We start from the raw sequence: 25906 nt of genomic DNA, 5'->3' as shown, positions 1-25906 counted from the left end.
CGCCAGGGGCCTTTCCTACCGCCCCCAACGGTGGTTGGCCGTCGCCACCTTCACCGATATGACCTCCGCACGCGTCGCCGCCCTGAGGTCACCGGACTCCGCCCACCACGCCGGGCCACCCGGCCGTACGAGCCGCACGGTGCCGTCCTCCGCGACCGAGTGCACGACCCCCGCCGTACGCCGGGCGAGGTCGGTGACGACCTCACCCGGCCGCCACCCCGCCTCGCTCAACGCGGCTGACCCGCCAGCGCCCCGGCCAACCGCTCGGCGGTGGCCAGGTTGCAGCCGCCCAGCTCCAGCAGCGGCCCCCGCAGCACCCGGTCGGCACACGAGGCCAGATCCACCCGGAGCGAGGGCAGCACGACGCCCGCCTCCGCGAGCGCCCGGCGCAGCCGCTCGTACGTCTCCTCCGCCTCGCGGAGCCTGACCAGTGCGACGTCCGTCCCACGGTTGCCTTCCAGCATCACCAGCGCCTCTCTTCCGGGATTCTCACTTTCCGTGATCCCAGCGTGGCGCTGCGGACATAATTCTGGGAGAGCACGAGCTGTGCACCTGCGCTTGTCAAGACGCGGAGAACGAGATGACGGCAGAACAGCATGTCGACGGCAACCCCAAGGCCGACCCCAAGGTGTCGACCCTCGCCTACTTCGGCACCGAGCTACGCATCCGCAGAGAGGAAGCCGGCCTGAGCCAGACCACGCTGGGACGGCGCACCTTCTGCACCCACTCGTACGTGTCACGGATCGAGTCCGGAAGCCGCGTGCCCAGCGAGGAGTTCGCCCAACGCTGTGACGACGCGCTGTGCACAGGCGGGCTGTTCGCCCGCCTGTGGCCCGTCGTGATCGAGCACGCCTACCCGGACTGGTTCCGCCCCTTCGTGGACCTGGAGAAGGACGCCACCTGCATCTGGGACTTCGAGAACCAGGTGGTGCCGGGGTTGTTGCAGACGGAGGAGTACGTGCAGGCGGTGTTCGGTGGCGGACGCCTGCCGAACGCCCACGAGCTCGTGGCCGCACGAATGACACGTCAGAGCCTTCTGGAACAGGAAACCCCGCCGGAGATCTGGGCGGTACTGGACGAAAGCGTCCTGCGACGGGCCATCGGCGGACCTGGCGTCATGGGTCGCCAACTTGAGCACCTGCTCGCATGCGCCGACAACCCGCGCATCGTCCTCCAGGTGCTCCCGTTCGACACCGGTGCGCACGCGGGCCTACCGGGGGCTTTCGCCGGCCTGACCATGCACGAGGGGCCAGATGTCGTCTACGTCGACGGAGTCGTACGCGGCCACGTGTTCGCTGATCTCGCGGATGTCAAAGCAGCGCGGCGTGCTTATGATCTGTTGATGGCCGACGCCCTCTCTCCCAAGGCCTCTCTCAACCTGATTGCGGCAACGGCAAAGGAATATCTCGATGACGAGCGCAGCCAGTCCCGCCAACCGAACGTGGCGCAAGAGCAGCTATAGCGCCAACAACGGCGGTAACTGCCTGGAGGTCGCCGACGGGCACACCGGCGCGCGCCTTCCCGTCCGGGACTCCAAAGACCCCCACGGTCCCGTGCTCCTCTTCGGCAATCGAGCGTGGACGGCCTTCCTCTCACACGTACACGACGAGCAGGCCGACGACCGCTGACTCGGGTCGCCCTCTAGCGGACGTGAGGCCCCCGTACCCGGTGGCAACCGCTCACTGCCGCCACCGTCACCTGTCTGAGCGGTTACGGGAAATGATCAGCTCACGCCCGCCTCCTTTCCACCGCGCTCGCGACAGCAGTTGTCCGAGGTGAGAGTGCTGAGCATTTCTTCTCGGTCCTGCACTCATCACAGGCAGGCCGCCGAAGGGCGGAAACTTCGACGGCGCAGCGCGCCGTGACGGGCACGGGCGCAGAGGTGTTACCAGTCCCGCCCCTCGGGCAGGTCGCCCAGTCCGGGAGCGGACAGGTGCAGCACTTCGTAGCGCTCGGTCGCTTCCTCGTCCGGTACGGAGGAGTCCGCCCACAGCACGAACCGCAGCAGCTGCCAATGGTGGATGACGTACGCCTTCAGTCCCAGTCCGGCCCGGTCGTCGAGGAGGTGACCGCTCTCGGACACCCGCTTGCGGATGGTCTCCATGTCGTAGTCGGCGGGCAGGGTGATCTCGTACTGCTTGGCATACACGAACGACGCCGCCTCTCTCTGTGACTGGTCAGTGAGCCGACGGGCCGGCGAGGTATTCGGCCTCGGTGACGTGGGGGCCGCGTTCGGCTTCGGTACCGTCCTCGGCGACTTCCTGGACGGCCAGATGTGTCATGAAGGTGGTGGGAGAGGCGCCGTGCCAATGCCACTCCTCCGGCGCGATCGCACGCTGTCGCCGGCGCGGAGGGTGTGCATCTCCTCGTCCCGGCACTGGACGAACCCCGCCCCCTCAGTGACGTGCAGGACCTGGCCGAAGGGATGGCGATGCCAAGCGGTACGGGCGCCCGGCGCGAAGTGCACACTGTTCACCGGGAAGCGTGACGGTCCCTCGGGCCCGGCGATCTCGTCGAGCCATGCAGCGCCGTGAACCAACTCGGATGGTGCGACGGCGGTTGGCTGCGGTGTCCGGGCAACACGCATGGAAGACCTTTCCCCAGTGCTCATGCGGAAGTACTCAATGCCAGCAGTGTACATACCAGTAGGTACAGAAGGATCAGCATGTACCGGTGAGCCGTACGGCGAACCGGCACCGCTCCCGGCGGGTGCACGCACGCACCGGGGCGGTGACGCCGGTCCGAAGCCTGTGCCGACCGAGCCGGCACAGGCCGGACTCAGACCTCGGCCTGGCCCCGGTCCGGGCCCGGGCCCTGGTCCGGGTTCACGGTGACGACGAGGCCGCGTACCTCGTAGCTGCCGAGGCTCTCCTTGATACGCACGGTGGGCTCGTCGCGCATCCGCAGGCCCGGCAGGGCGAAGAGGCGGGTGAGGAAGATATCGGTCTCCTGGATGGCGATGGCCGCGCCTGGGCACTTGTGGGGACCGTCACCGAAGGAGAGGCCGGGACCGGGGAGGTGGCCATCGGCACCGCGGGCGGGACACACGCGTTCGGGCGCGGCTCCGAACGCGTCGGTGTCGAGGTTGGCGTAGTCGACCCGTATCTCGACCAGTGAGCCCGCGGGAACGGTGACAGTGGCGCCGTCACCGTCGGGCAGGTCGAGCGGCGCGGTCGTCCTGCGGTGCAGGGCGGAGACGACGGGCTCCAGGCGGAGGATCTCGTGCAGGACGGCGTGCCGTCCCGCCTCGTCGGCGGTCAGGTACTCCTCGCGGAGCGCGTCGTCGCCGAAGAGGTGCCAGGCGGCGACGTTCACGAACTCGCGGGTGGTGATCATGCCGGCCGCGGCGAAGGTGACGCACTCGCCGAGGATCTCCCCCGTCGTGCAGCCCTCGTCCAGCAGGTGGGAGAGGAGATCGTCGCGCCGGGCGTGACGGCGGGCGCGTACGGCGGGACGGACGTCGCCGAAGTAGAGCCCCAGCCACGCCCTGTTGCGCCTCAGCATGAAGCGGAGCCCGCGCAGGCTGGTGTAGCCGGGCTCTTCGAACGTGTCCGGAAAGAAGCGCTCCAGCCGGCGCAGCAGACCGGGCCTGCTCTCGGTCAGGCCGATGACGCCGGCGGTCACCTCGGCCGCGAGGACGAAGGAGAGGTCGGACAGGTGAGCGCTGCCCGCCTGCCGCAGCCGGGTGAGCTGCTGGTCGGTGACGCGGATCATCAGGTCGCGGTAGTGCTCTGAGACGCGGCGTGGAGTGAAGTACCGGGCGGTCTGGCGGCGGTGTTCTCGGTGTTCGGGTCCGTCGCGGTAGAGGACGGGGCGCCGTACGGAGGCGGGCAGTTTCTCGACGGTCTCGATGCCGAGCCCCGCCTGTACCGTTCCGCCGGCGCGCAGTGCGGCCCTTGCGGTGTCGTAGGTGGCCGTGCGCCACGTCCCGTCGGCGTCGTGCCGCACCGGGCACCGTCCGGTCTCCTTCTCGACGGGGCCGGTCTTGCGTCCGCTTCTCTCCCGGGCTGGCTTCACTCGCGTTTCCTCCCCGACGGCGTGCCGGCGCGCCGCCGCACCGGCACATGAGCGTTCACGTGTTCGGACACTATGCGACAGGGTGGTGGCGAAGGAGACCGGAACGAGTCAGCCGGGGTTGCCGGTTGGGCGACAGTGCGCCTACCGGTTCGGCCCCTGGTGTCCGAAGACGGCCAGTGCCTCCGCGTCCGTGGCGCGGGCGCGCAGGAAATAGCCGGCCCAGGCGGCGGCCCCGTCGAAGGCCGAGTTCTCGGCGATCCGCGCAATCGCCGCTTCGATGTCGAACTCCGTGCGCCGGAGGGTGACGCCGGGTCCGAGGAGCGCCCAGTGGGCGCCGGGCATGCCGTAGGGCATGCCGACACTGCCCGGGTTGACCACCAGGCGCCCGTGGGCGAGGCGGACGAACGGCATGTGGGTGTGGCCGCAGACCACGGTGCGGATCTCGTCGGCCACGCCGCCGAGCGCCTGCTGCCAGTGGTCGAGGGTAGAGTCGACCAGGACGACTTCCTCGTCGTCTGACGGGACGGCGTGGCAGAACAGCACCCGGCCCACCCCGGCGACGTCCAGTTCGCGGGTGAGCGGGAGGCTTCCCAACAGGTCCAGGTGGTCGGGGCGCAGCTGTTCGGCGGCCCACGGTGAGACGGCGTCGGGCATCTGACGGCGCCCCTCGCGGCGGTACTCCAGCAGTTCGCGGTCGGCGTTGCCCCTTGAGCCGGACGGCACGGTCGCCGAGCCCGGTGAGCAGGTCGAGGACCTCGACGGGCTGCGGCCCGGACGCGAGGTCGCCGGTCAGCACGATGCGGTCCGCCGTTCGCACGTCGGGCTCGGCGAGGACCGCTTCCAGTGCGGGGAGTACCCCGTGGATGTCGGACAGGACCGCCACACGCTCCAGCATGGCCTCATGCTCGCCGCTCCTTCGTGTCCGTGTCGCGGCTTTCGCCCGCCGCGTAAGCGGGCGCGGAGGATCGACGTCCGGCAGCAGCCGCACGCGCGTGACGTGCGCAGGTACGCGGCGGCCGGCGATCGGGTGCGCGCGCCCGCTTGTCGCCGCTCTCCCCCGCTGCTTGACTGCGCCACGTCAGTCCGGCTTCCGGGGGGAGACCCATGGAGATCGCGCGCAGACATGTCCTGTCCCTCCTGTCCGCCGCCGGGCTGGCGGCGGTGATCCCCGCGGCCGACGCCGCCGCGGCACCGTCGGGTTCCGGCGCCACGGGCGCCGGGGCGGCCGCCGGGGCCGGCACCGAGCGGCTGCTGGCGAACGCCGTCGCCCTCTTCGCGGGGACGCGGGAGTCCAACGCACGCCCGGAGACGTCCGCCAAGCTGGCGGCGCTCGCCGAGACGGCCACCGCGCACCTCGCCAAGCTGGACGCGGCAGGCGAGGGCGAGCTGTTCGAGGGGCTGCCGCTGGGCACGAGCGACGCGCATCTGGACGCGTCCTTCCGGATGCTGTACGAGATCGCGCTGGCGTCGTGTGCGCCCGGGGTCGGTACCGGTGGCGCCGCGGCACGCCGCCGTGTCGTGGAAGGACTGGTCCGGCTCCACGAGGACTACTACGGCGACCAGTCGCGCGGCTACTACGGCAACTGGTTCACCTGGGAGATCGGCATCTCCACCAGCGTGACGGCGACGCTCGTCCTGCTCGCGGACGAGATCGCCGAGCGGCGTCCCGACCTGACGCGCACCTACATCGCCTCGATGGACGCCTACCTGCGCAACGGCGAGGACGGCGACGTCGACCTGGACTCCCGGTTCCACACCGGCGCGAACCTCGCCGACATCACCACCAACCGCCTCCTGCAAGGCGCCCTCCTCGGCGACGGGAAACGCGTCCGCAAGGCGCTGGAGGACCAGCTCACCGTCTACGCGACCGTCGACCCCTACCACGTGCGGCACGGCGTGACCGACGGGCACTACGCCGACGGCTCGTTCATCCAGCACGGTTCGGTCGCCTACACCGGGTCGTACGGAAAGGGGCTGCTGACGCGGGCGGTGCAGGCGCTGGGGCTCCTCGACCGTACCGGCTGCGCGGACACCGCGGCGCTGGTCCCGGTCGTGCACCGCTGGGTCGCCGACGGCTTCGCGCCGCTCGTCTTCGAGGGCTGGATGATGGAGATCGTCAAGGGGCGCGCCGTCTCGCGCACCGGCGGCGGGTACGCGGACAGCGCCGCCGTCGTGGAGGCCGTCACCGCGCTGTCGGCGTACGCGGACGGCGAGCGCTCCGCCGCGCTCAAGAGCTACGTCAAACACGTGGCCGGCTCCTCGGCCGACGCTCCCGATCCGGCCCGCTTCGCCTCGCCGCTGACGGTGGTGCGGTACGCGGAGATCCTGCGCGACGCGTCGGTGCCGGCGAAGGACCTCAACCCGGCCGCGCGCAGCACCGCGTTCAACGCCATGGACAAGACGGTGCACCGCCGCCCCGGCTTCGCCTTCGCGCTCTCGCGCAGTTCGGACCGCGTCAGCAAGTACGAGTACATGAGCGGGGAGAATTTGACGCCCTGGTTCCAGGGCGACGGCGCCCACTATCTGTACCTCGCGGGCCAGGACCAGGCGCGCTCGTTCGGCGTCGACTACTACACCGCCGTCTCCCCGTACGGACTCGCGGGGGTGACGGCGCCCGAGGAGCGGCGCGAGACGGTGCCCGAGCTGTACGGGAAGCCGTACTACGACAACCCCGGCCACCCGCTGCACTTCACCCCCTCCTCCGAGTCGCAGAACACGTACGTGTACTTTCCGCGCGGCACCAACCGGCACTCGGGCGGAGCGGTGCTCGGCGCCTACGGGGCGGCGGGCATGGTGCAGTCGGACGATGTCGCCTACGCGGAACACGACCGGCTCCCGGACGACTTCACCGTCTACCGGAACGCGACGGCGACCAAGTCGTGGTTTCTGCTGGACGAGGAGATCGTGGTCCTCGCGGCCGGTGTCGGGGACCGTGGCGGCCGCCCGGTGCGGACCACGGTGGACGCCCGTGTCGCGGACCCGGACGACAACCTCGTCGTCACCGGCCGGCGGGCCGGGGGCGGTACCTGGTCCGGCGAGGGCACGGCACGGCTGCGCTGGCTGCGGTACGCCAACGAGACCCGCGGCGGCGCGGTGGGCTACCTCTTCCTGGACGAGCGGCCACGCCCGCTGACCGTGGGCCTGGAGACGGTGACCCGCAGCCGCCGCGCGGTCCGTACGGCGAACTCCGACACGCCCGTCACGCGCCGGGTCTTCAGCGCCGCGTTCCGCCAGGAGGCGGGCGCCGAGCCGCGCTCCTTTGCCTACGCGCTCGTCCCGCACGCCACGGAGCGGGAGCTGGGCGCGTACGCCGAGCGCCACGGTCACCGCCGTGCTCTGCGGGTGCTCGCCAACACCACCCGCCTCCAGGCGGTCCACCACTGGGGGCTCGGCCTGCTCGCGGTCAACTCCTTCGCGCGGGGCCGTCAGACCGTCGCGGGTGTCCGCCTCGACGGACCCGCCTCGGTGCTGGTGCGGCACGAGGGGCGCGGGGTGACCGTCGCCGCCTCCGACCCCACCATGCGCCGGGACGAGGTGAGTCTGCTGCTGCGCGGCCGCCGGCTGCGCCCGGCCGAGGCCGGTGAGGGCGTGCACGTCAGCCACGCGCGGGGCGGCACGCTCGTACGCTTCCGCACCCGCCACGCCTACGGGCGCAGCCTCACCGTCACCCTCCGGTAGGGCTTTTTCCGCGGGGCTTGTTCCGGCGAGGGGGTGCCGCTGTTCGCGGTGTGCGGGGCCGCGGGTGGGTGGTGGCTCGTCGCGCGGTTCCCCGCGCCCCTTCGGGGCGCGTCGTCCACGTCTCCCCCTCCGCGGCCGGTGCGCGACCGCGCCCGCAGACCCGGCGTAGGCTTATTGCGTAGTGGTTGCAATAGCAGATGTGACGCAAGAAGGTGTGTGGTGAGCTCTCCGACCGTCCTGGGGATCGAGACGTCCTGCGACGAGACCGGCGCGGGACTGGTGCGCGACGGCCGGCTGCTGGGCCACGCGGTCGCGTCGAGCATGGCCGAGCACGCCCGCTACGGCGGAGTCGTACCCGAGATCGCCGCCCGCGCCCACCTCCACGCCCTCCAACCGGTGATCGCGCAAGCCCTGGCGGACGCCGGACTGCGCCTGTCCGACGTCGGAGCCGTCGCGGTGACGGCAGGGCCAGGACTCTCCGGCGCGCTCCACCTCGGGGTGGCCGGCGCCAAGGCCCTCGCCCACGCGCTGGACGTGCCGCTGCACGGCGTGCACCACCTGGCCGGGCACGTCGCCGCCGACACCCTGGAGCACGGGCCGCTACCCGACCCCTGCATGGTGCTGATCGTCTCGGGCGGACACACCTCGCTGGTTCTGGTGCGGGACCTGGCCACCGAGCCGATCGCCCACCTCGGGGACACCCTGGACGACGCGGCGGGCGAGTGCTTCGACAAGGTCGCACGCGTCTTCGGCCTGCCCTACCCGGGCGGCCCCGCCATCGACCGGGCGGCACGCGAGGGCGACCCGCACGCCGTCGCCTTCCCCCGGCCGCTGACCGGGCCGGGGAACGATCCGTACGCCTTCTCCTTCTCCGGGCTGAAGACCGCCGCGGCGCGCTGGGCCGGGCGCCACACCCCCTCAACGCCGCTGCCGGTGGCCGACGGTGCCGCCGCGCTCCAGGAAGCCGTCGCCGACGTGCTGACCCGCAAAGCCGTGGCGGCCTGCGCGGACCACCAGGTGGGCACCCTGGTGGTCGTGGGGGGCGTCGCCGCCAACTCCCGGGTCCGCGCCCTGGCCGAGGAGCGGTGCGCGGCGGCGGGCATCACGCTGCGCGTACCGCCGCTGGGGCTGTGCACCGACAACGGCGCCATGATCGCCGCCGTCGGGGATCTGCTCGTACGGGCAGGGGCTGAGCCCGCGCCGCCGACGCTGGCCATCGATCCCTCCGCGCCGCTGGAGCGTGCCGCCCTCCAGCCCGTCACCGGCACCGCCCTCGCCCCCTGACCGACTGCCCGGCCGGCCGATCCGCCCGGCCCGCGCCACCACCGGCCCGGCCGGCCGCGCCCGGCCCGCGTCACCACTTCGGAGCCCCCCTTGCGTACCGCCGAGATCCGCAGCCGCTTCCTCGACTTCTTCGCCGAGCGCGGCCACACCGTCGTCCCCAGCGCCCCGCTGCCGACGCCCGACCCGACCCTGCTGTTCGTCAACGCGGGCATGGTGCCCTTCAAGCCCTACCTGACCGGCGAAAGCGCCCCGCCCTGGCCGCGGGCGACGAGCGTGCAGAAGTGCGTGCGCACACTGGACATCGAGGAGGTCGGCCGCACCACCCGGCACGGCTCCTTCTTCCAGATGAGCGGCAACTTCTCCTTCGGCGACTACTTCAAGCCGGAAGCCGTCGCCCTCGCCTGGGAGCTCGCGACCAGCCCCGTCGCCGACGGCGGCCTCGGCCTGGACCCCGACCGGATCTGGGTGACCGTGCACCGCACGGACGCCGAGACGCGCGAGCTGTGGCGGCGGACCGCGGGGCTGCCCGACGAGCGGATCGTGGCACGCGGCGACGAGGACAACTTCTGGTCCATGGGTGTGCCGGGGCCGTGCGGCCCGTGCTCGGAGCTGTACTACGACCGCGGCCCGCACCTGGGCCGCGCCGGCGGCCCCGCGGTCGACGAGGACCGGTACATGGAGTTCTGGAACCTCGTCTTCATGAGTCACGAACGCGGGGAGGGCGGGGGCAAGTCCGGATATCCGATCTTGGGCGAGCTGCCACGGCCCAACATCGACACCGGCATGGGTCTGGAACGCATGGCGACCCTCCTCCAGGGCGTCGACAACCTGTACGAGACCGACGAATTGCGGCCGATTCTGGACCGCGCCGCCGCCCTCGCGGGCGTCCGCTACGGCGCCGACCGCGAGGCCGACGTCTCGCTGCGCGTCGTCGCCGACCACGTACGGACCGCGCTGATGCTGCTGGCGGACGGCACCACCCCCGGCAACGAGGGACGCGGCTACGTGCTGCGCCGTATCCTGCGCCGCGCCGTGCGCGCGATGCGGCAGCTCGGGTACGCGGAACCGGCGCTGCCCGCACTGCTGCCGGTGGCCAGGGACCGCATGGCCGACGGCTATCCGGAACTCGCGCGGGCCCTCACCTACGACCGGATCGCCGACCAGGCACACGGCGAGGAGGAGGCGTTCCGGGCCACCCTCAGACAGGGGACCACCGTCCTCGACACCGCCGTCGCCGACCTCAAGGCACACGGCGGCCGCACCCTGGCGGGCGCCCAGGCGTTCCGGCTGCACGACACCTACGGCTTCCCCATCGACCTGACCCTGGAGATGGCCGCCGAGCAGGGCGTCGAGGTCGACCGCGACGGTTTCGCCGCCCTCATGCGCGACCAGCGCGAACGCGCCCGCGAGGACGCACGCGCCAGGAAATCCGGCACCACACACGGCAGCTCCGGGCTGCGGCCCGTGCTGGAGGCACACGGTCCGACCGAGTGGCTGGCCTGGGAGACCCTTCAGACCACCTCCCGCGTCCTGGCCCTCCTCGGCCCCGGCGGCCCCCTCCCGGTGGCGCACGAGGGAGACCTCGTGACGGTCGTCCTCGACCGCACCCCCTTCTACGCCCGGTCCGGCGGCCAGGAGAGCGACGCCGGGCACCTGACGGGTCCCTCGATGGCGGCCGAGGTCGTCGACGTGCAGCGCCCGCTGCCGGGGCTGGTCACCCACCAGGTCCGCGTCACCGCGGGCGAACTCGCCCCCGACCGCGTCGTGCAGGCGGCCGTCGACCCTGAGTGGCGGCTCGGGGCCCGCCAGGCCCACTCGGGCACCCACGTCCTGCACGCGGCGCTTCGCGAGGTCCTCGGGCCCACAGCCCTGCAATCCGGCTCCTACAACCGGCCCGGCTACCTGCGCCTCGACTTCCCCCTGCGCGGCGGCCTCTCGCCCGCGCGGCGCAGCGAGATCGAGGAGACCGCCAACCGGGCGCTGCGCCGCGACCTGCCGGTGACCGCACGGTGGATGACGCTCCCGGAGGCCGAACAGCTCGGCGCCCTCGCCCTGTTCGACGAGACGTACGGGGAACGCGTACGCGTCGTCGAGATCGGCGGGGCCTGGTCCCGCGAGCTGTGCGGCGGCACCCACGTCGAGCACGCCGCGCAGATCGGCACCCTCGCGCTCACCGCGGAGACGTCGGTCGGCGCCGGGCTGCGCCGCCTGGAGGCGGCGGTCGGCATCGAGGGGTTCGGCTACCTCGCCCGCGAGCGCGACCTGGTCTCCCGCCTCGCCGAGCAGCTCCAGGCGCCGCGTGCCGAGATCCCCGACCGCGTCGGCGCCCTGCTCGACCGCCTCAAGACCGCCGAGCGGGAGAACAAGCGGCTGCGGCAGCGGGCCACCGCCGCGCGGGCCGCCGAGATCGCGGACGGGGCCGTGGACGCGGGCGGCGTCCTGGTGGCCGTCGCGACCGCCACGGACGAGACCGGTGAAGCCCGCGCGCTCGCCACCGCCGTACGGGACCGGCTCCCGGCGCGCCGGCCCGGCGTCGTCGCCGTCGGACAGGTGACCAACGGCACCGCGACGCTGGTGACCGCCGTCAACGCCGCCGCCGAGGAGCAAGGACACAGCGCCGCGCACCTGGTCGCACAGCTGCTCCAGGGCCGGGGCGGCGGAACCGCACGGCTGGCCCAGGGCGGCGGCGTGACCGCCACGCGGCTGCCGTCGCTGCTGGCGTCGGTTCCCGGGCTGGTCGCCACCGCGTGAGCGGTCCGCTCGCCCACCAGGGCCGTGTCCCCCACGCCGTCAGCGGAAACCTTCGCGCGGAGCGGGAGACCGGGCCCGGCACGGGGTACCCGTGAGGCGTGGCAAGGTCGTCTCCGAGGGGAGATCACGATGAGTGACCAGACTCCTTCGCAGGCCGAGGGCGAGCGCGACGACGACGTCCAGGAGGTCCGCTCCGGGGCGCCCGCCGAACGCCGCAAGGCAACACAGCACCCGGACTGCCCGCGCACCACGCCCTCGCAGGCGGAGGGCGAACGCGACGAGGAGTCCGGCAGGCGCTGAGGGGGCGCGGACCGCCGCCCACCCGCTTGGAGCCCCGGGTCCGCGCCCCACGTCCGACCGCCTCAGGCCGGAGCGTCAGCCGCCCCGGGCCCGGTCGGGCTCAGCCCCCTCTCTCCCACCTGACGCCCCTCTCCGCCGTCCGACGTCCCCTCGGTGCGCCGTCGGCGCGGCCTCCGTGCTGCTCACGACCCGTCGGCGAGCCGGTCTGCGCGGGCGGTCGCCTCGTCGGCCTTGCGGCGTGCTTTCGCCTCCTCCCGCTCGGCACCGCGCAGCCGGTCCTGCGCGGTGCGGGCCTCGGAGCGGGCCCGCCGGTGATCGTCCTCCGCCTCGCGCAGTTGCTCCCTGAGCGCGGTGACGCGCTGCTCCGCCTCGTCCTGCCGCTCCGCGGCCTGCTCAGCCGCTTCGCGCGCGGCGCGGTGCTCGCCCTCGCGCGCCTCCAGCGCGCGCCTGGCCTCGCAGTCCTGCTCACGGGCGCGGGCGAGCTGCTTTCGGTGGCGGGCCCTCTCCTGCCCGGTCTGGGGCCCGGCGTCACGGCCCTGGCCGCGGGCCTGGCCCCGGCCGCGGTCACGGCCCCGGTCGCTCTGGGACGAGCCGCGGTCGCTCTTCGTCGCACGGCGCCGGGATCGTGCGTCCGCCGGGGCAGCCGCGCCGCCCGCTCCGGCACCCCCACCGGGGATGGAGGTCCCGGCTTCGCCCGGGGTGAAGCCGACCGGCGCGGCGAGGGGGCGCTCAAGGCGGCCCGCAGCCCAGTCGCGCCCGGCCTGCGGGTCGGCCAGCGCCGCGTGCAGCGTGCCCGCCACCTCGCTGCGGACGGCCTCACTGATGCGGTGTCCGTGCTGGTCGGCAAGACGGGCAGCCTCGCCCGCGAGCCGGGCGGTCGCCTGGTGCTGGCGGGCCGACAGCTCCCGCAGCCGCCCGCCGTCCAGGTCGCGGTGCGCCTGCCGCAGCGCCTCGCCCAGCTCCAGGAGCAGCCGGGCCTGCTCGGGCTGCTCGCGGGCCAGCAGGTTGGCCGACCAGGCCGCCAGAGTGGGGCGCCGCAGCCGGTGGATCTCCCCGGCCAGCTCCCGCGCCCCCTCCTGCCGTGCCTGCTGGGCCCGCTGCTCGCGGGTGGCGGTGAAGTCGTCGGGCGGCAGCCCGTACAGCTCGTCGGTGACGGCGTCCAGGTCCACCTGTCCTCCCGAGCGGTCCGAGGCGATGCGGGGGTGCTCAGGCGGCGGTACCCCGCACGGTCCCGGGGCCCTCGCGGGGTGGCGGAAAAGCACTCCGCGGCACCGTTGCGCCACCCCTGCGGAAGACAGTCACCCTTTCGGCGGAATGCGGCAGCTGCGTCATTCAACCGGCCCATGACGGGACATGCTGTGAGTGACCACCTTGTCAGGGAGAAAGGCAGCTCAAATGCGCAAGTTCCGTCCTGTGCTCGTCGCCGCGGCAACCGCTCTTACGGCTCTCGCACTGGGCAGTGGAACCGCCAGCGCGGCGACCGGTGACGTGACCGTGTTCGAGACGGAATTCCAGCCGCTCACCCGCTACGAGAACCCCGAGGGCTGCCACAAGCTGCCTCTCGGCGCGCATGTGCTCACCAACACCACGGACAAGCCGGTGAAGATCTACGGCGATCCGTTCTGCATGACGCCCAGCCTGACGGTGCAGCCCGGGTACGGCTCGCACGTCGCCCCGGGCAGCGGCAGCTTCTCCGCCTGAGACCGCTCCATCCCCGCCTGCGGAATCCGCAGGGGGAACGGCATACGGGCAGAGAGGTGCGCATGACATGTGACCTGGCCGTCGTCGGCCTGGGGTACATCGGATTACCACTGGCCCAACGGGCCTGCGCGGTGGGGCTGTCCACGGTCGGCTACGACGTCTGTGCGCCGGTGGTCGAGGGGCTTCAAGCGGGAAGCTCACACGTCGACGACGTCAGCGACGGGGACGTGGCCGCCATGGGGGCCGCGGGCTTCCGCGCCACCACCGATCCGTCGGTGCTCGCGGGAGCCGGCACGATCGTCGTCTGCGTGCCCACCGGGCTGAGCCCGGCCGGCGATCCCGACCTGGACTCCCTCAGGGCGGCGATCGGTGACGTGGCCGCGCAGCTGCGCCCCGGCACTTTGGTGGTCGTGGAGTCCACCAGCCACCCGGGCACCACCGAGGAGATCGTGCGGCCCCTGCTGGAGCGGGGCAGCGGCCTGACGGTGGGTGAGGACTTCCACCTGGCGTATTCACCGGAACGCATCGACCCGGGGAATTCCTCGTTCACGATGAGCAACACCCCCCGCGTGGTGAGCGGCTGCACTCCTTTGTGCGCCAAACACGCCGTCGCCTTCTACGGTCGGCTGGTGGACACCGTGGTGGTCGCCCGCGGCACACGGGAAGCCGAGATGGCGAAGCTGCTGGAGAACACCTACCGGTACGTCAATATCGCGCTGGTCGACGAAGTCGCGCTCTTCTGCGACAAGATGGGCATCGACATCTGGGACGTGCTCCACTGCGCCGCCACAAAACCCTTCGGTTTCACCGCGTTCAGCCCCGGCGCCGGCGTCGGCGGGCACTGCATTCCGGTCGATCCGCGCTATCTGGCGGTGAAGGCCGAGTCCGAGGGTTTCTCCTTCCACATGCTCTCGGCGGCCAGAGATGTGCTGGGACGTATGCCCCGGCACGTCGTCCAGCGGGTGGCGGGGCTGCTGGAGGCGCAGGGCAGACCGTTGCGCGGAGCCCGGGTGCTGCTGCTCGGGGTCACCTACAAACCGGACATCGCCGACACGCGCGAGTCCCCCGCCTTCGCCGTGGCCGCGCTGTTGCGCGCCAGGGGCGCCCACGTCTCCTACCACGACCCGTACGTGCCCTCCTTCGAGTGCGAGGGCACGCCGCTGAGCCGGAGAACCGACCTGCCGGAGGCGCTGGCCGGCAGCGACCTCGCGCTCCTGTTGCAGGACCACTCCTGCTACGACCCGACGCTGCTGGCACGGGCGCGGTGCACCGTGCTGGACACGCGCGGCAGAACCGCGGGGGTACGCGTCACCCGTCTGTGACACCCCCGCTCCCCTCCCCCGGCCGGGGCCCGCACGGGCCCGGCCCTCCACGAACTTGCGTGCCCCCAGGGGAGAAGCACGCGAGGGCGGCGCGGGCACGCACGCCCAGGCGCCGTCTTGCCACCGCACAACCCGAAAGGAAACCGGCATGACCACTGCCATCGCGAACGACCGTCTGCAGAAGCGCTTCGACAAGTGGGACGCCGACGCCAACGGCGTCCTGGAGAGGGAGGACTTCCACGAGGAGGCCGCCAAGATCGCGCACGGTTTCGGCAAGTCCCAGGACTCCCGGGAGGTGGAGGCCCTCAAGGACGCATTCGACGGGCTCTTCGACTACCTCGCCCGGGAGGCGGGGGTCGGCGCCACCGGAGCCGTCACCAGGGAGCAGTTCCTCCAGGTGACCGGGGACCTGATCTTCCGGGCCGGCGAGGCCAGCTTCAACCGCGTCCTGGGCCCGGTGGTCAAGGGCATCATCGGCATCTGCGACAAGGACGCCGACGGGCAGATCAACGCCGAGGAGTTCCAGGCGTGGCTGGCGGGTGTCGGTGTCAACCGCGCCGAGGCGAAGGAAGCCTTCCAGCAGGTGGACACCAACGGTGACGGGCAGCTCTCGCTCGAGGAGCTGCTCGCCGCGGTCCGCGAGTACCACTTCGGCCGGCTCGACGTCGAGCTGCTGGGCTGAGACCGGCTACGGCGCACGGCAAGCCGGTGGCCCCGCTGAGCGGGGCCACCGGCCTTCGCGCTGTCGCCGCCGGGTGAGAGGCGGCCCCCGGGGCAGCCGCAGCCGCCGGGTGCGCGGCCGCGGTTCACACGGCCTGGGTGAAGGAGACGGACAGCTCGGGGCACAACTTCAGGTCCCCGCCCGTGAGCAGCCGGCCGGCGTCGATCAGGATGTTGTAGTGGTTGGGGTGGTGGCAGGCGTCGAAACCGAGCACCGCCCCGACGTGTACGCCGCCGATCCACACGTCGTCGCCGCGGTCCAGGACGCCCGCGCACGACAGCTCGACGAAGCCGAGGAAGCCCACCCGGTCGATGCGGGTGCCCGGAGCGGTCTCCCGGTGGTCGGTGGTGACCAGTTCGTGCACCTCGCCGCGGCGTACGCAGCGGCTGGCGTACGGTTCCAGGCTCATGCCGCGTTCGCTCCTGCGGTGCAGCAGCACTTTGACGAGCGCGCCGTGCACGGAGCGCTTCGCCCCGTTCTCCCGCGGGGGGCCGGGTGTCCGCTCCGGTGCCGGTGCCACGGTCGCCGCTGCCGTCTTCGCTGCCGTCTTCGCTGCTGTCGTCGCTGCCGGTGTCCGTGCCGTCATCGGGTCTGCTCCTCTTCCGCCGCGCGGGCAGGCGGCTCCTCGCAGTCGTAGGTGTCCGCCACCAGTTGCAGCGCGGCGAGTCCGCCGTCCGCCCGGGTCCCCGTGTGCACCGCGTGCGCGAAGTCGTCGAGGATGCCGGCGTACTCGTGCCACAGCGACGCCTTGAACCCGGGATGCAGCGCGAGCATGTCGGCGTGCAGGACGGTGCCGTCCGCCCTCCGAACCTGGAGGTCCTTCGTCTCGCCCGGCCGGCTCCAGTCCAGTTCCACGCGTGCCGTCCTGCCCCCCGCACCACGCAGGTCGACGACGGCCTGGCGGTCGGCTCCGTGCGCGTCCCGTGCGACGGTGGCACGCTCGACGGCGACCTCGCCGATCAACAGGCGCACGAGGTCGAAGGCGTTGGGGCCGTTGTCGGCGACGCAGCCGCCGCCGCAGCGCTCCGGGTCGAGATACCAGGTGTCGCCCTGGATGTGCTCCTCGATGCGCTCCAGGTAGCGCACGCGCACGGAGGCGATCCCGCCACCCGCGGACAGCTGCCCGCGCAGGCGGGCCACGGCGTCGTTGTAGCGGCGGTGGAAGGCGGTGAACAGCGGGGTGTCCGTCTCCGCCGCGAGCGCGACCAGCGCCCGCCCCTCGGCGACGGTCAGGGCGAGCGGCTTCTCCACGCACACAGCCACGCCGGCGCGCAGCGCGTCACCGCACACGGACGCGTGCGCGTGGTTGGGGACGGCGACGACGACGGCGTCGAGGCCGCACTCCGCCAGCATCCTGCGGTGGTCGGTGAAGCGGGGCACGCGCCCGTGGTGCGGCCGCAGGGCAGGGGTCCGTACGTCGCACAGCGCGGCCAGTTCCCATCCCGGCGCGGCGTCGATCGCGGCGAGGTAGTACCGCGAGATGGCGCCGAGGCCGATGATCCCGATACGGCGGGGACTCACCGGACACCGCCCCGCGCGCCCACGCCGGAACGCGCGGAGCGCGGAAGGAGGCCGAGCCCGACGAGTTCGTCGTACAGGTGCGCGGGCAGCGGGACGCCCTCGGCACGGCGGACGCGGACGCGTTCGGCCTCCCACCAGCCCGGGTAGCGCACACCGGTGTGCCCGTCGGCCGGCGGGCACTGGGTCAGCGTGGCGAAGAGGGCGCGGGCCCCGGCGAGGAAGTCCTCCTCGGCACGGAGCGCGCCGGGCGCCACGGCCAGGGCCAGGAAGCCGATGTCGTCGTCTCGGCCGTGCGGACGCCCGTCGCCGTCCAGCGCGTCGGGGGCGGGCCCGACGCCGGCGCCGGGCAGCAGCGCCGCCAGCGTCTCGACGGCCAGCCCCAGCCCGTAGCCCTTGTACGCGCCGGTCTCCACCTCGCCCCCCAGCCACCGCAGATACGCCTCGCCGCGGTCGAAGGCGGCCGGGTCGGTCACCGGGGCGCCGGCCGCGTCCTCCAGCCAGCCGGCGGGGATCGGCTCTTCTCGGCGGGCCGCGGTGCGGATCCGGCCTGTAGGGACGGCCGTTGTGCTCATGTCCAGCACGAACGGGTGGTCGTCGTCCAGGGCGGGCGCGGCGACGCTGAGCGGGTTGGTGCCGAGCATGGCGAGCGCCCCGTGGGGCGGACGGGCGATGCGCTGGCCGCCGCAGTTGCCCGCCAGGACACCGATCATCCCCTGCCGGGCCGCGCGCGCCGTGTGGTAGCCGGCACAGCCGAAGTGCGTGGCGTTCCGTACGGACACCAGGCCGACCCCGTGCCGCCCGGCGCGTTCCGCGGCCAGGTCCATGGCCTGCGCTGCGCTCCACAGCCCGAGGGAGCGCTCGGAGTCGATCAGGACGCAGGCGCCCAGGTCCGTCACCGTGCGGGGCTCGGCGGCGGGCTCGGCGCGCCCCGACTCCAGCAGCGGGAGGTAGAGGCGGGCGAGGTTGAACAGCCCGTGTGAGCCGAGTCCGGCCAGGTCGCCGTAGCACAGGGCGTCCGCCGCGGTGGCCGCCTTGGTCTCGGGCACGCCGCGCGCGGTGAACGCCTCATGCGCGGCCGCCAGCAGTTCGCGGTGGTCGACGATCACGGTACCGGCACCGCTGTAGGCGGGGGCGGGGGGCCGGGGCGCGGTGCGCTGGTCTGGCGGTGTCATGCGAGGTTTCCTTTGCTGGACTGGCCGGGCTTGCCGGGCTCGTCGAACGTGCCGGGCTCACTGGACTCGGCGTGCTCGCCGGGCTCGCTGTGTGGCGTACGGGCACAGGCCCGCAGCCGGTCGGTGAAGGAGAGAAGAAGCGCCCGCACCTGCGCGGCGAACGCCTCCAGATCGGCGAGGGCGACGAACTCGCCCGCCGCGTGTGCGTTGTTGGTGTCCAGACGGCCGGGCCCGAGGACGGTGGTGTAGGTATCCGGGATGCCGTGCATCCAGATGGCGTCGCAGGTGAAGGCGGGCTCGGCGGCGGGCTGCCGGGGCACCCCGGCGGCAGCCAGCACCTCCTCGGCCCACAGGTCGCCGAGGAGGTCGGCGCGCAGCGCGGGCAGGCCCCGCTTGTCCCACTCCAGCCGGGTGAGCGCGGCGGCCTCGGCGGCGGTGCGCGCGAAGTCCCGGGTCCCGGCGAAGCGGGCGGTGAACGCGCGCAGGCCGTCGGCGACGGTGTCGCTGAGCGCCCGCTCGGCGGCCGCGCCCTCGGCGGCGTCGGCGTAGGCGACGTTGACCAGCAGGCTGCCCGTGCCGTAAACGCGGTTGTGCGCGTGCCCGGTGTGCAGTCCGGCGACGCACGCCGCGCCGGCGGCGCCGGCACGGGCCGGGTGGGACCCGAACTCGGCGGCCAGGTACTGGGCGAGGAAGCCCAGGAGCACGCTCGCGTTGTGGCCCGCCTCCGGGCGGTCGTCGACGGCGTCCTCGCCGGCCACCCGAAGGCGTGCCGTCATGGACGCCGTCGCCCTGGGCAGGTGACGCAGCCCGGTCGGCTCGCAGAAGACGTTCAGCCTGCCGACGTACCCGGCCTCGACGAGCGGCCGGGTACCGAACGTGCCCATGGCGCCGCCCTCTTCGCCGCACACCGCCTGCACGAGCACGGACACCTCACGGCCGAGGGCCGGTTCGGCGGCGGCCGCCGCGCGCACTCCGGCCAGCAGCGCGACGGCGGGGCCCTTGGCGTCGACGGCGCCGCGGCCGGTGAAGCGCTCCCCGTCGAAGGTGGCCGGTTCGCCCCCGGCGACGGTGTCGAGGTGCACGTTGAACATGACGGTCTCCCGGCGCGGTCGCGCGGGCCCCAGGCGCAGCACCAGGCTGGGTTGTCCGGCGAGGAAGGCCGGGTTGCGGGCGGCGGCCCGCACCGCGGCGGGCACGTCGTCGCGGTACAGGGTGGCCGCACCGGGTGCCGCGTGCCGCACGACGCCCAGACCCGCCTCCCCGGCCGCCTCGGCATACGCGCGCTGGGCCTGCCACAGCCGCTCCCCCGTGTCCGGCCCGCCCGTCTCCATCGGGCTGACGGTGGGGGTGCGCAGCAAGGCGAGGAGCAGTGCGTGGTCGGCTGGGGTCAGCAAGGCGGCGGGCGGTCCTCCGCTGCCGGGCCTCGCGGCGTTGCTGCCGGGCCTCACCGCGTCACCGCCGCGCTTCACGGCGTTCCCGCTGCACGGGCGGCGGTGTCGTGGTGCGGCGCGAGGAGCTGTTCGAGCCGTCGTCCCGCCGCCACGAAGGGGCGCGCCGCGTCCGTGCCGGCGTCCACCCCGGCGTGCGGCCGCGCCGACAGGTGGGGTTCGAGGGAGAAGGCGCCGCGGTATCCGGACTCCAGCAGGGTCCGCAGGCAGTCGGCCACCTGTGCGTCGCCGTCGCCGGGGAGTACGTACTCGGTGGTGCCCTGCGGGGTTCTGCGGGCGTCCTTGATGTGGACGTGTGCCACGTAGGGCAAGATCTGCCGCAGCAGAGCCGCCGCGTCGTAGCCGTGGGGGACGCCGTTGCCGGTGTCGAAGAGCAGGCGCAGCGCCGGGCTGTCGGTCTCCCGCAGCAGGCGCAGCATGCGGGTGGCGCTCTGACCCGCCCACCCGGCGCAGTTCTCGTGCAAGAGGGTGACGCCGGCTGTCCGGGCGCGGTGGGCGAGACGGCCCAGCCGGTCGATGGCCTGACTCGCCCACTCGCGCGCTCCCAGCCCGTCGTTCGGGTACGACATGACGCGGACGAACCGGCAGCCCAGTACGGCGCACTGGTCGAGCAGCGTCTCCAGTTCGGCCAGGTCGGTCTCGAAGGGCGTGGTGACGGGCCGCGCCCAGTTGCCGATCCGGGAGGCGAGGCACACCACCGCGAGGTCCGCGTCGCGCAGCCGGTGCGCGAGGTCGCGCACCGCTTCGGGCGGGAGGTCGGCCAGTGCGGTCCGCTCGACGGTGCGCAGTTCGATGCGGCTCCAGCCCAGCGCGCGTACCGCTTCGATCTGTCCTGCGAGGTCGGGCGCGGCCTCGTCGCCGATGCCGGCGCACCGGTCGGCGAACAGGCCCTGCGTGTGATCTCGTTCAGCGGGCACGGGCATCCTCTTCAGCGGTGAGCGGATCGGCTCGGGTGGGCAGGGAGTCGGGGGTGGACTCCCCAACCGCGCCGCAGTGTGCTTTGGCCTGGCAGAGCAGCCGCGCGACGGCCTGGTGCAGGGCGAAGTCGTCGGTCAGCCCCCGGGCGTAGCGCTGGTAGGTGCGGCGCAGGAAGGGGCTCAGCGCCTCGTCGCGGAAGGCGTGGTGGGCGCGTACGGCGCCGGAGACCATCAGCTGGGCGTGGTCGTCGCGCTCGCTGATCGGATAGTGCGCGGTCGCCGTGCCGTCGGAGAAACGGAGGGTGAAGCTGCGCTGCTGCACCGGTGACGTCAGGTCGGAGACGATGTCGGTGCGCACACCGCCCGCGTGCCTCAGGGTGAGCGCCGCGCTGCCCATGTGCGGGACGACGGTGGTGCCGCGGCGCATGTCGGTGCAGTGGGCCGTCTCCAGTTCGGCGGCTCCGGCCAGGTCGAGGACGACGCCGAGCGAGTGGGGTATCTCCACGTCGAAGGCGGTCGGGTGGCCGTGTGTGGCCAGGGTGCGGTCGAAGCGGGGCTTGTGCTGGGCCACCTCGACGCTCAGCAGCCGGCCGAGGCCACGGTCGGCGATCAGGTCGCGGAGCCGCTGTGTGAGCCCGGCGGCCAGCCAGTGGGCGACGACGGTCACATCGAGCCGGTACTCGTCGCGGAGCCTGGTGACGCTCTGGAGCTGGCCGGGCTCGCAGGCCAGCGGTTTCTCCACCAGGACGCGGGTGTAGCCGAGCCCGGCGAGCCGGCCCAGCACTCCGGCCCGCGCGGCGGGCGGGGTGCACAGGTGGACGACGGTCTCCTCCGGCGGCGTGCGGCGGGCGGCCTCTGCCAGGGTCCCCAGGACGGTGACGTCGTCGAGGCCGGACGCGGCGGTGGGGCGGGGGTCCCAGGCCAGCGGCGGCCAGTGGAACAGCGGGTCCTCTTCGGCGTCGCGGGCCGCGCCGGAGGGCGTGTGGAGTTTCCTCAGGGCGGCCAGGTGGAGGCCGGCTCCGGAGCGGCCTAACCCGACGATCAGCGGTCGCAGCATGGTGTCCTTGCAAGTGTGACGGCTCTGTCAGTTCAGCGACCGACTGTGACCCCCGGTATGAAGAGCGGTCAAGCAGAACCCGGGAACTCGTACCGGCACGGGTGAACGTGCGGGGGCGTGCGATTGGTCCCAGGGGTCGGGGGTATGCCTCGGGTCGCTGACAATCCGCCGTTCGCGTCAAGTAATTGAGGTGGCAGTGTCTTTCGGAGGAATCTCCGGAGGGGTGGAGCGACGTTCCGGGCCCCGGGCCGGAACCGACGAGGTTCCGTTCTTCTCCCAGGCAACGACTTTCGGTGTGCTGTGGCCTCTCGTGGAGGAGAGGGTCAACGAAGTATTCGCGACAGGGAAGTTTTCACACGGCCGGCATGTCGCGGAGTGGGAGCGGGAGCTCGCCGCCTACACGGGAGCCGGTTTCGCCGTCGGGGTGAACAGCGGCACGGACGCCCTCGTCCTGTTGTTGCGCGCGTGCGGCCTGAGGCGCTCCGAGGGGGTGCTGGTGCCGGCGTACTCGTTCGTCGCCACGGCCTCGTCGGTCGTCCTGGCCGGCGGCCGCCCGGAGTTCGTCGACATCGACCCGGTCACCTACGCGATGGACGCGGCCGCCCTGGAGTCCGCCGTCACCCCCGCGAGCCGCTTCGTGATGCCCGCGCACCTGTTCCACCAGATGGCCGACATGGCGGCTCTGGGCGCCGTCGCCTCGCGCTGCGGGCTCACGCTGGTCGAGGACAGCGCCGAGGGCATCGGGATGCGCCAGTACGGGCGCCACGCGGGCCTGCACGGCAAGGGCGGTGTCCTGTCCTTCTTCCCGAGCAAGACCCTGGGCGCGCTCGGCGACGCGGGGGCCGTGTTGACCGACGATCCGGAAGTCGCCGAGATGGTGCGCGCGTTGCGCCATCACGGGCGGCTCGGGCCGACCCTCGGGGACTTCGCCACCATCTCCACCGAGACCGACGTGCCCGGCTACAACAGCAAGATGGACGACATCCAGGCGGCCGTCCTCTCCGCGAAACTCACCTGCCTGGACAACGACATCGCCCGCCGAGACGAACTCGCGGCCGCCTACCACGAGCGGTTACGCGACATCCCCGGCATCACCCGGCTCCCCCACGTCGTCGAGCGCCCCGCGCGCAACACCGAACGCCCGCGGGACGGCGGGGAGTCGCGGCCCGTCTACTACGTCTACCTGATCGAGGCCGACGACCGCGACCGGCTCGCTGAGCACCTGGCCCGCCACGGGGTGGGCACGGAGATCTACTACCCGACGCCGCTGCACCTCCAGCCGTGCTTCGCCCACCTCGGCCACTCGCGGGGCGACTTCCCCCGCGCCGAGGCCGCCAGCGCCCGCGCGCTCGCCCTGCCCCTCTACCCGGACCTGGACGTGGAGCAGATCGACCGGGTCAGCGAGACCATCCGTGAGTTCTACACGGGGAAGCCCACGTGACCGACCGGGATACCGACGTGACCGCCCAGCGCACCAGTGCCATCTCCTTCTTCCAGCCCGACGTCTTCGACGACGACCGCACCGCCATGCTCGACATCATCCGCCAGGTCGGCACCGCGCCCGAGCAGCGGTTCATCCTCGGCGAGCACACCCGCGCCCTCGAACAGGCGCTGGCCAGCTCGCTGGGCGCCGCCGACGTCGTCGCCTGCGGCAGCGGCACCTCCGCGCTGGGGCTGGCGCTGACGGCGATGGACGTGGGCGCGGGGGACGAAGTGGTGGTGCCGGCGTTCGGCTGCGCCCCGCTGGCCGCCTCCGTGGTGCAGCTGGGCGCCAGGCCCGTCTTCGCCGACATCGACCCGTGGACGATGGTCGCCGATCCGGCCGACGTGCGGCGGCGCATCACCCCCCGCACCAAGGCGCTGATGCCCGCACACATGTTCTCCGTGATGGCCGACATGCCCGTCTTCGCGGCGCTGGCGCGGGAGTACGGGGTGCGGCTGCTGGAGGACTCCGCCGTCGCACAGGGCGCGGTGCTGCGCTCCACGCCTGCCGGGCTGTGGGGCGAGGCGGGTGTCTTCTCCTTCGTGCAGGTCAAGTCGTTCGGCATGCCGGGCGAAGGCGGCGTGGTGGTCACCCGCGACGCGGCCCTCGGGCAGCGCGTGCGGATGCTGCGCAACCACGGCCAGGACGGGGCGCACCGGTTCGTGCACCACATGATCGGACACAACAGCCGGTTCGACGAGATCCAGGCCGCCTTCCAGCTGCGCCGACTGCCGGGGCTGCCCGGACGGCTGGAGCGGCGCGCGGCCATCGCCGACTACTACACCGAACGGTTCGAACCGCTCGCCGAGAGGGGCGTGGTCCCGCCCCCGCGGGGGCGGGAGGGCCGCTGCTACTACGTCTACTCGCTGCTGGCCGAGCGGCGTGACGCGCTGCGCGCCCACCTGACGGAGCGCGGCGTCGACTCCCACGTGTACTACCCGCTGCCGCTGCCGAGGCAGTCGGCGTTCGCCCCCTTCGCCTCGCCGGGCGAGCGCTGGCCGCACGCCGAGCTGGCGAGCAGGCGGATCCTGGCGCTGCCCGTATACCCCCATCTGACGGACGCGCAGGTCGAGTACGTCGCCGACGCGGTGTGCGACTTCGTCCGGCGCGGCACCACGGCCGACCGCCACCACCCCCGCTGACCCGGCCAGGCCCGAACACCACCACTGACCCGACCCGACCGCCGCCGCGCCTGACCCGGCGCAACCCGACCGGGAGACCCGACCCGGCCCGCCGGTGACCTGACCCGGCCCAGCCAACGCCCCTGCCCCGGCCCAGGCCCGGAGATCCGTCCGGCCGTCCGGGACGCCCGACCCGGCCCAGCCGGGAGACCGAGGAGAAGTCCAGCACATGACCACTCACGCCCCTTCCGGGCCGCTCACCGCCACCGGACCGCGCGTGGAGCCCAAGGCGCGCAGCTTCGTGCGGCTCGGCAAACTCGACGTCTACGACTACTACCCCAGCATCCTGGTGGCCCTGGCCGCGGTGGCGCTGCCTTGGGCCCGGTTCGAGGCGGCGGCCGGCTGGACGATGGCGCTGTTCCTGCTCGGCGAGGTCTTCGTCGTCATGTCGATGGTCGCGCTGGACGACGTGACCGGCTACCGGGACGGCAGCGACGCGGCCAACTACGGGCCGAACGACCCCCTGCGCAGGAAGCTGCGCAAGCCGCTGATCGCCGGGACGCTGAGCCAGCGCGAGGCGCTGGGCTTCGCGTGGGCCACCGCCGCGGTGGGCGCCGCGCTGTGGACGGGGACCGTGGCACTCGCCCCGCACCGCCCCGGCTGGACGCTGGTGCTCGTGCCCGTGCTGTTCGTGGTCTCGCTCCAGTACTCCTACGGGCTCAAGATCAGCTACCACGGTTTCCAGGAGGTCTTCCTGGTCGGTCTGGGCGTCGCTCTGGTGCTGGCCCCCTACGGGCTGGTGGCGGGGCACTTCTCCGGGTTCGTGCTCGTCGCGGGCGTGCTGTTCGGGGCGGGGCCGCTGCTGTTCGGCGTCTACTCCAACACCAACGACATCCCCGGCGACCGTGCGGTGGGCCGCCCCACCGTCGCGTGCCTGGTGGGCCCGCGGGGCAACGCCGCCTTCATCGGCGCGCTGTCCGCCGCCGAGTTCCTGCTCGGCGCGGCCGCGAGCGCGACGGGCGTCGCGCCCTGGTGGTTCGTGGTGCTGATGCTGCCGGTGACCGCGCTGCGGGCCCGCCAGTACGTGACGGGCTTCCGCGGGGAGGGCGACATCATGCGGGCCCGCAGGCAGGGGTTCGTGGTGCACCGGGTCAGCACGGTGCTGCTCATCGCGGCGGGGCTGCTGCACGGCGCGGAGGTGGCTGCCTAATGCTTCTGTCAAGCGATGAGACGCAGGGGTGGCCGGTGCTGGAAGGGCTGTCGGTCGCGGAGCATGGCGTAGAGGACGTTGGCCTTGCGTCGAGCCAGAGCGATGAGAGCCTGGTGGTGCCGTTTGCCTTCGGCCCGCTTCCGGTCGTAGTAGGTCCGCGAGGTGGGGTCACGCTGGATCGAGCAGAACGATGCCTGGTAGAA

24 protein-coding genes and 2 pseudogenes are annotated in these 25906 nt (G+C 72.9%); 12 read left to right on the top strand and 14 right to left on the bottom strand.

Features of this window, described 5'->3' with window-relative positions:
* Window positions 1–15: 15 nt before the first annotated feature.
* Together DQ392_RS24010 and DQ392_RS24005 are read right to left on the bottom strand one after the other, a co-directional pair.
* The gene (locus tag DQ392_RS24010; RefSeq protein WP_114017785.1) at window positions 16–231 is read right to left on the bottom strand and encodes a hypothetical protein; all 216 of its coding nucleotides are present in this window, start codon (window positions 229–231) and stop codon (window positions 16–18) included.
* On the bottom strand, window positions 228–464 hold the full coding sequence (locus DQ392_RS24005; protein WP_114017784.1) for a hypothetical protein: 237 nt from the start codon (window positions 462–464) through the stop codon (window positions 228–230). The genes DQ392_RS24010 and DQ392_RS24005 overlap by 4 nt, the downstream gene beginning before the upstream one ends.
* Window positions 465–580: 116 nt before the next feature.
* On the opposite strand from DQ392_RS24005, the gene DQ392_RS24000 reads away from it, so the two are divergent.
* Entirely contained in the window at window positions 581–1462 is an 882-nt protein-coding gene (locus DQ392_RS24000; protein ID WP_114017783.1) for a helix-turn-helix domain-containing protein, read from the top strand.
* A complete protein-coding gene (locus tag DQ392_RS23995) occupies window positions 1410–1628 on the top strand; it encodes a DUF397 domain-containing protein (protein WP_114017782.1) in 219 nt (72 codons plus the stop codon). The genes DQ392_RS24000 and DQ392_RS23995 overlap by 53 nt, the downstream gene beginning before the upstream one ends.
* A 257-nt stretch (window positions 1629–1885) precedes the next feature.
* On the opposite strand, the gene DQ392_RS23990 is transcribed toward DQ392_RS23995, so the two are convergent.
* From DQ392_RS23990 to DQ392_RS23975, 4 genes and pseudogenes are all read right to left on the bottom strand, one after another.
* Complete coding sequence (locus DQ392_RS23990; protein WP_114017781.1) at window positions 1886–2149, bottom strand: DUF4865 family protein; 264 nt, start codon at window positions 2147–2149, stop codon at window positions 1886–1888.
* A gap of 129 nt (window positions 2150–2278) precedes the next feature.
* On the bottom strand, window positions 2279–2587 hold the full coding sequence (locus tag DQ392_RS23985; protein WP_425470603.1) for a cupin domain-containing protein: 309 nt from the start codon (window positions 2585–2587) through the stop codon (window positions 2279–2281).
* 191 nt (window positions 2588–2778) lie between these two features.
* Window positions 2779–4017 (bottom strand): cytochrome P450, encoded by a 1239-nt coding sequence (locus DQ392_RS23980; protein ID WP_220182658.1) that lies wholly within the window; start codon window positions 4015–4017, stop codon window positions 2779–2781.
* 141 nt (window positions 4018–4158) lie between these two features.
* Window positions 4159–4912, bottom strand: a pseudogene (locus DQ392_RS23975) (metallophosphoesterase family protein).
* A 209-nt stretch (window positions 4913–5121) separates the two neighbouring features.
* Here DQ392_RS23975 and DQ392_RS23970 point away from each other — a divergent pair.
* The 4 genes from DQ392_RS23970 (at window position 5122) to DQ392_RS23955 (ending at window position 12030) form a co-directional block, all read left to right on the top strand.
* The gene (locus tag DQ392_RS23970; protein WP_114017780.1) at window positions 5122–7695 is read left to right on the top strand and encodes a polysaccharide lyase family 8 super-sandwich domain-containing protein; all 2574 of its coding nucleotides are present in this window, start codon (window positions 5122–5124) and stop codon (window positions 7693–7695) included.
* A gap of 219 nt (window positions 7696–7914) precedes the next feature.
* Entirely contained in the window at window positions 7915–8979 is a 1065-nt protein-coding gene (gene tsaD, locus DQ392_RS23965; protein WP_114017779.1) for a tRNA (adenosine(37)-N6)-threonylcarbamoyltransferase complex transferase subunit TsaD, read from the top strand.
* A 90-nt stretch (window positions 8980–9069) separates the two neighbouring features.
* Window positions 9070–11730: an alanine--tRNA ligase gene (gene alaS / locus DQ392_RS23960; RefSeq protein WP_114017778.1), complete on the top strand. Its 2661-nt coding sequence runs from the start codon at window positions 9070–9072 to the stop codon at window positions 11728–11730.
* Window positions 11731–11859: 129 nt separating this feature from the next.
* Window positions 11860–12030 (top strand): hypothetical protein, encoded by a 171-nt coding sequence (locus DQ392_RS23955; protein ID WP_181856568.1) that lies wholly within the window; start codon window positions 11860–11862, stop codon window positions 12028–12030.
* A 182-nt stretch (window positions 12031–12212) separates the two neighbouring features.
* On the opposite strand, the gene DQ392_RS23950 is transcribed toward DQ392_RS23955, so the two are convergent.
* Entirely contained in the window at window positions 12213–13199 is a 987-nt protein-coding gene (locus DQ392_RS23950; protein WP_114017777.1) for a hypothetical protein, read from the bottom strand.
* Between the two features lie 226 nt (window positions 13200–13425).
* On the opposite strand from DQ392_RS23950, the gene DQ392_RS23945 reads away from it, so the two are divergent.
* From DQ392_RS23945 to DQ392_RS23935, 3 genes are all read left to right on the top strand, one after another.
* Window positions 13426–13731 (top strand): hypothetical protein, encoded by a 306-nt coding sequence (locus tag DQ392_RS23945; protein ID WP_114017776.1) that lies wholly within the window; start codon window positions 13426–13428, stop codon window positions 13729–13731.
* Window positions 13732–13793: 62 nt separating this feature from the next.
* A complete protein-coding gene (locus DQ392_RS23940) occupies window positions 13794–15053 on the top strand; it encodes a nucleotide sugar dehydrogenase (protein WP_114017775.1) in 1260 nt (419 codons plus the stop codon).
* A 148-nt stretch (window positions 15054–15201) separates the two neighbouring features.
* Window positions 15202–15735, top strand: coding sequence for an EF-hand domain-containing protein (locus tag DQ392_RS23935; RefSeq protein WP_114017774.1), 534 nt, complete (start codon window positions 15202–15204; stop codon window positions 15733–15735).
* Window positions 15736–15859: 124 nt separating this feature from the next.
* On the opposite strand, the gene DQ392_RS23930 is transcribed toward DQ392_RS23935, so the two are convergent.
* The 6 genes from DQ392_RS23930 to DQ392_RS23905 form a co-directional block, all read right to left on the bottom strand.
* Complete coding sequence (locus tag DQ392_RS23930; protein WP_245981859.1) at window positions 15860–16360, bottom strand: DUF6917 domain-containing protein; 501 nt, start codon at window positions 16358–16360, stop codon at window positions 15860–15862.
* A complete protein-coding gene (locus DQ392_RS23925) occupies window positions 16357–17295 on the bottom strand; it encodes a Gfo/Idh/MocA family protein (protein ID WP_114017773.1) in 939 nt (312 codons plus the stop codon). Before DQ392_RS23925 ends, DQ392_RS23930 begins: the two co-directional genes overlap by 4 nt.
* Window positions 17292–18467: an Ldh family oxidoreductase gene (locus DQ392_RS23920; protein ID WP_114017772.1), complete on the bottom strand. Its 1176-nt coding sequence runs from the start codon at window positions 18465–18467 to the stop codon at window positions 17292–17294. The genes DQ392_RS23925 and DQ392_RS23920 overlap by 4 nt, the downstream gene beginning before the upstream one ends.
* Window positions 18464–19861, bottom strand: a complete 1398-nt coding sequence (locus DQ392_RS23915; protein ID WP_245981856.1) for a M20/M25/M40 family metallo-hydrolase — start codon at window positions 19859–19861, stop codon at window positions 18464–18466. Before DQ392_RS23915 ends, DQ392_RS23920 begins: the two co-directional genes overlap by 4 nt.
* 71 nt (window positions 19862–19932) lie before the next feature.
* Window positions 19933–20838 carry a sugar phosphate isomerase/epimerase family protein gene (locus DQ392_RS23910; protein ID WP_114017771.1) on the bottom strand — a complete coding sequence of 302 codons (906 nt, stop codon included), beginning with the start codon at window positions 20836–20838 and terminating at the stop codon, window positions 19933–19935.
* Window positions 20822–21889, bottom strand: a complete 1068-nt coding sequence (locus tag DQ392_RS23905; protein ID WP_114017770.1) for a Gfo/Idh/MocA family oxidoreductase — start codon at window positions 21887–21889, stop codon at window positions 20822–20824. The genes DQ392_RS23910 and DQ392_RS23905 overlap by 17 nt, the downstream gene beginning before the upstream one ends.
* A gap of 223 nt (window positions 21890–22112) precedes the next feature.
* Here DQ392_RS23905 and DQ392_RS23900 point away from each other — a divergent pair, with 223 nt between their 5' ends.
* From DQ392_RS23900 to DQ392_RS23890, 3 genes are all read left to right on the top strand, one after another.
* Complete coding sequence (locus DQ392_RS23900) at window positions 22113–23330, top strand: DegT/DnrJ/EryC1/StrS family aminotransferase (protein WP_245981853.1); 1218 nt, start codon at window positions 22113–22115, stop codon at window positions 23328–23330.
* 86 nt (window positions 23331–23416) lie between these two features.
* Window positions 23417–24514, top strand: a complete 1098-nt coding sequence (locus DQ392_RS23895) for a DegT/DnrJ/EryC1/StrS family aminotransferase (protein WP_114018009.1) — start codon at window positions 23417–23419, stop codon at window positions 24512–24514.
* A 208-nt stretch (window positions 24515–24722) separates the two neighbouring features.
* Window positions 24723–25703: a UbiA family prenyltransferase gene (locus DQ392_RS23890; RefSeq protein ID WP_114017769.1), complete on the top strand. Its 981-nt coding sequence runs from the start codon at window positions 24723–24725 to the stop codon at window positions 25701–25703.
* An 8-nt stretch (window positions 25704–25711) separates the two neighbouring features.
* Here DQ392_RS23890 and DQ392_RS34575 read toward each other — a convergent pair.
* A pseudogene (locus tag DQ392_RS34575) lies at window positions 25712–25906 on the bottom strand (IS110 family transposase); the annotation flags it as partial.

Source organism: Streptomyces reniochalinae, from assembly GCF_003323735.1.
Lineage (GTDB): Bacteria > Actinomycetota > Actinomycetes > Streptomycetales > Streptomycetaceae > Streptomyces > Streptomyces reniochalinae.
Note: the sequence above shows the minus strand (reverse complement) of the source record. Positions and strands in the feature narration are given on the sequence as shown.

Excerpts from the sequence above, each read along its gene's own strand:
- DQ392_RS23910 (WP_114017771.1), bottom strand. The coding sequence starts at position 20,838 with ATGCCCGTGCCCGCTGAACGAGATCACACGCAGGGCCTGTTCGCCGAC.
- DQ392_RS24000 (WP_114017783.1), top strand. The coding sequence starts at position 581 with ATGACGGCAGAACAGCATGTCGACGGCAACCCCAAGGCCGACCCCAAG.
- DQ392_RS23995 (WP_114017782.1), top strand. The coding sequence starts at position 1,410 with ATGACGAGCGCAGCCAGTCCCGCCAACCGAACGTGGCGCAAGAGCAGC.
- DQ392_RS23935 (WP_114017774.1), top strand. The coding sequence starts at position 15,202 with ATGACCACTGCCATCGCGAACGACCGTCTGCAGAAGCGCTTCGACAAG.
- DQ392_RS23985 (WP_425470603.1), bottom strand. The coding sequence starts at position 2,587 with ATGCGTGTTGCCCGGACACCGCAGCCAACCGCCGTCGCACCATCCGAG.
- DQ392_RS23905 (WP_114017770.1), bottom strand. The coding sequence starts at position 21,889 with ATGCTGCGACCGCTGATCGTCGGGTTAGGCCGCTCCGGAGCCGGCCTC.
- DQ392_RS23920 (WP_114017772.1), bottom strand. The coding sequence starts at position 18,467 with ATGACACCGCCAGACCAGCGCACCGCGCCCCGGCCCCCCGCCCCCGCC.
- DQ392_RS23970 (WP_114017780.1), top strand. The coding sequence starts at position 5,122 with ATGGAGATCGCGCGCAGACATGTCCTGTCCCTCCTGTCCGCCGCCGGG.
- DQ392_RS23945 (WP_114017776.1), top strand. The coding sequence starts at position 13,426 with ATGCGCAAGTTCCGTCCTGTGCTCGTCGCCGCGGCAACCGCTCTTACG.
- DQ392_RS23895 (WP_114018009.1), top strand. The coding sequence starts at position 23,417 with ATGCTCGACATCATCCGCCAGGTCGGCACCGCGCCCGAGCAGCGGTTC.
- DQ392_RS23940 (WP_114017775.1), top strand. The coding sequence starts at position 13,794 with ATGACATGTGACCTGGCCGTCGTCGGCCTGGGGTACATCGGATTACCA.
- DQ392_RS23890 (WP_114017769.1), top strand. The coding sequence starts at position 24,723 with ATGACCACTCACGCCCCTTCCGGGCCGCTCACCGCCACCGGACCGCGC.
- DQ392_RS24005 (WP_114017784.1), bottom strand. The coding sequence starts at position 464 with ATGCTGGAAGGCAACCGTGGGACGGACGTCGCACTGGTCAGGCTCCGC.
- DQ392_RS23955 (WP_181856568.1), top strand. The coding sequence starts at position 11,860 with ATGAGTGACCAGACTCCTTCGCAGGCCGAGGGCGAGCGCGACGACGAC.
- DQ392_RS23930 (WP_245981859.1), bottom strand. The coding sequence starts at position 16,360 with ATGACGGCACGGACACCGGCAGCGACGACAGCAGCGAAGACGGCAGCG.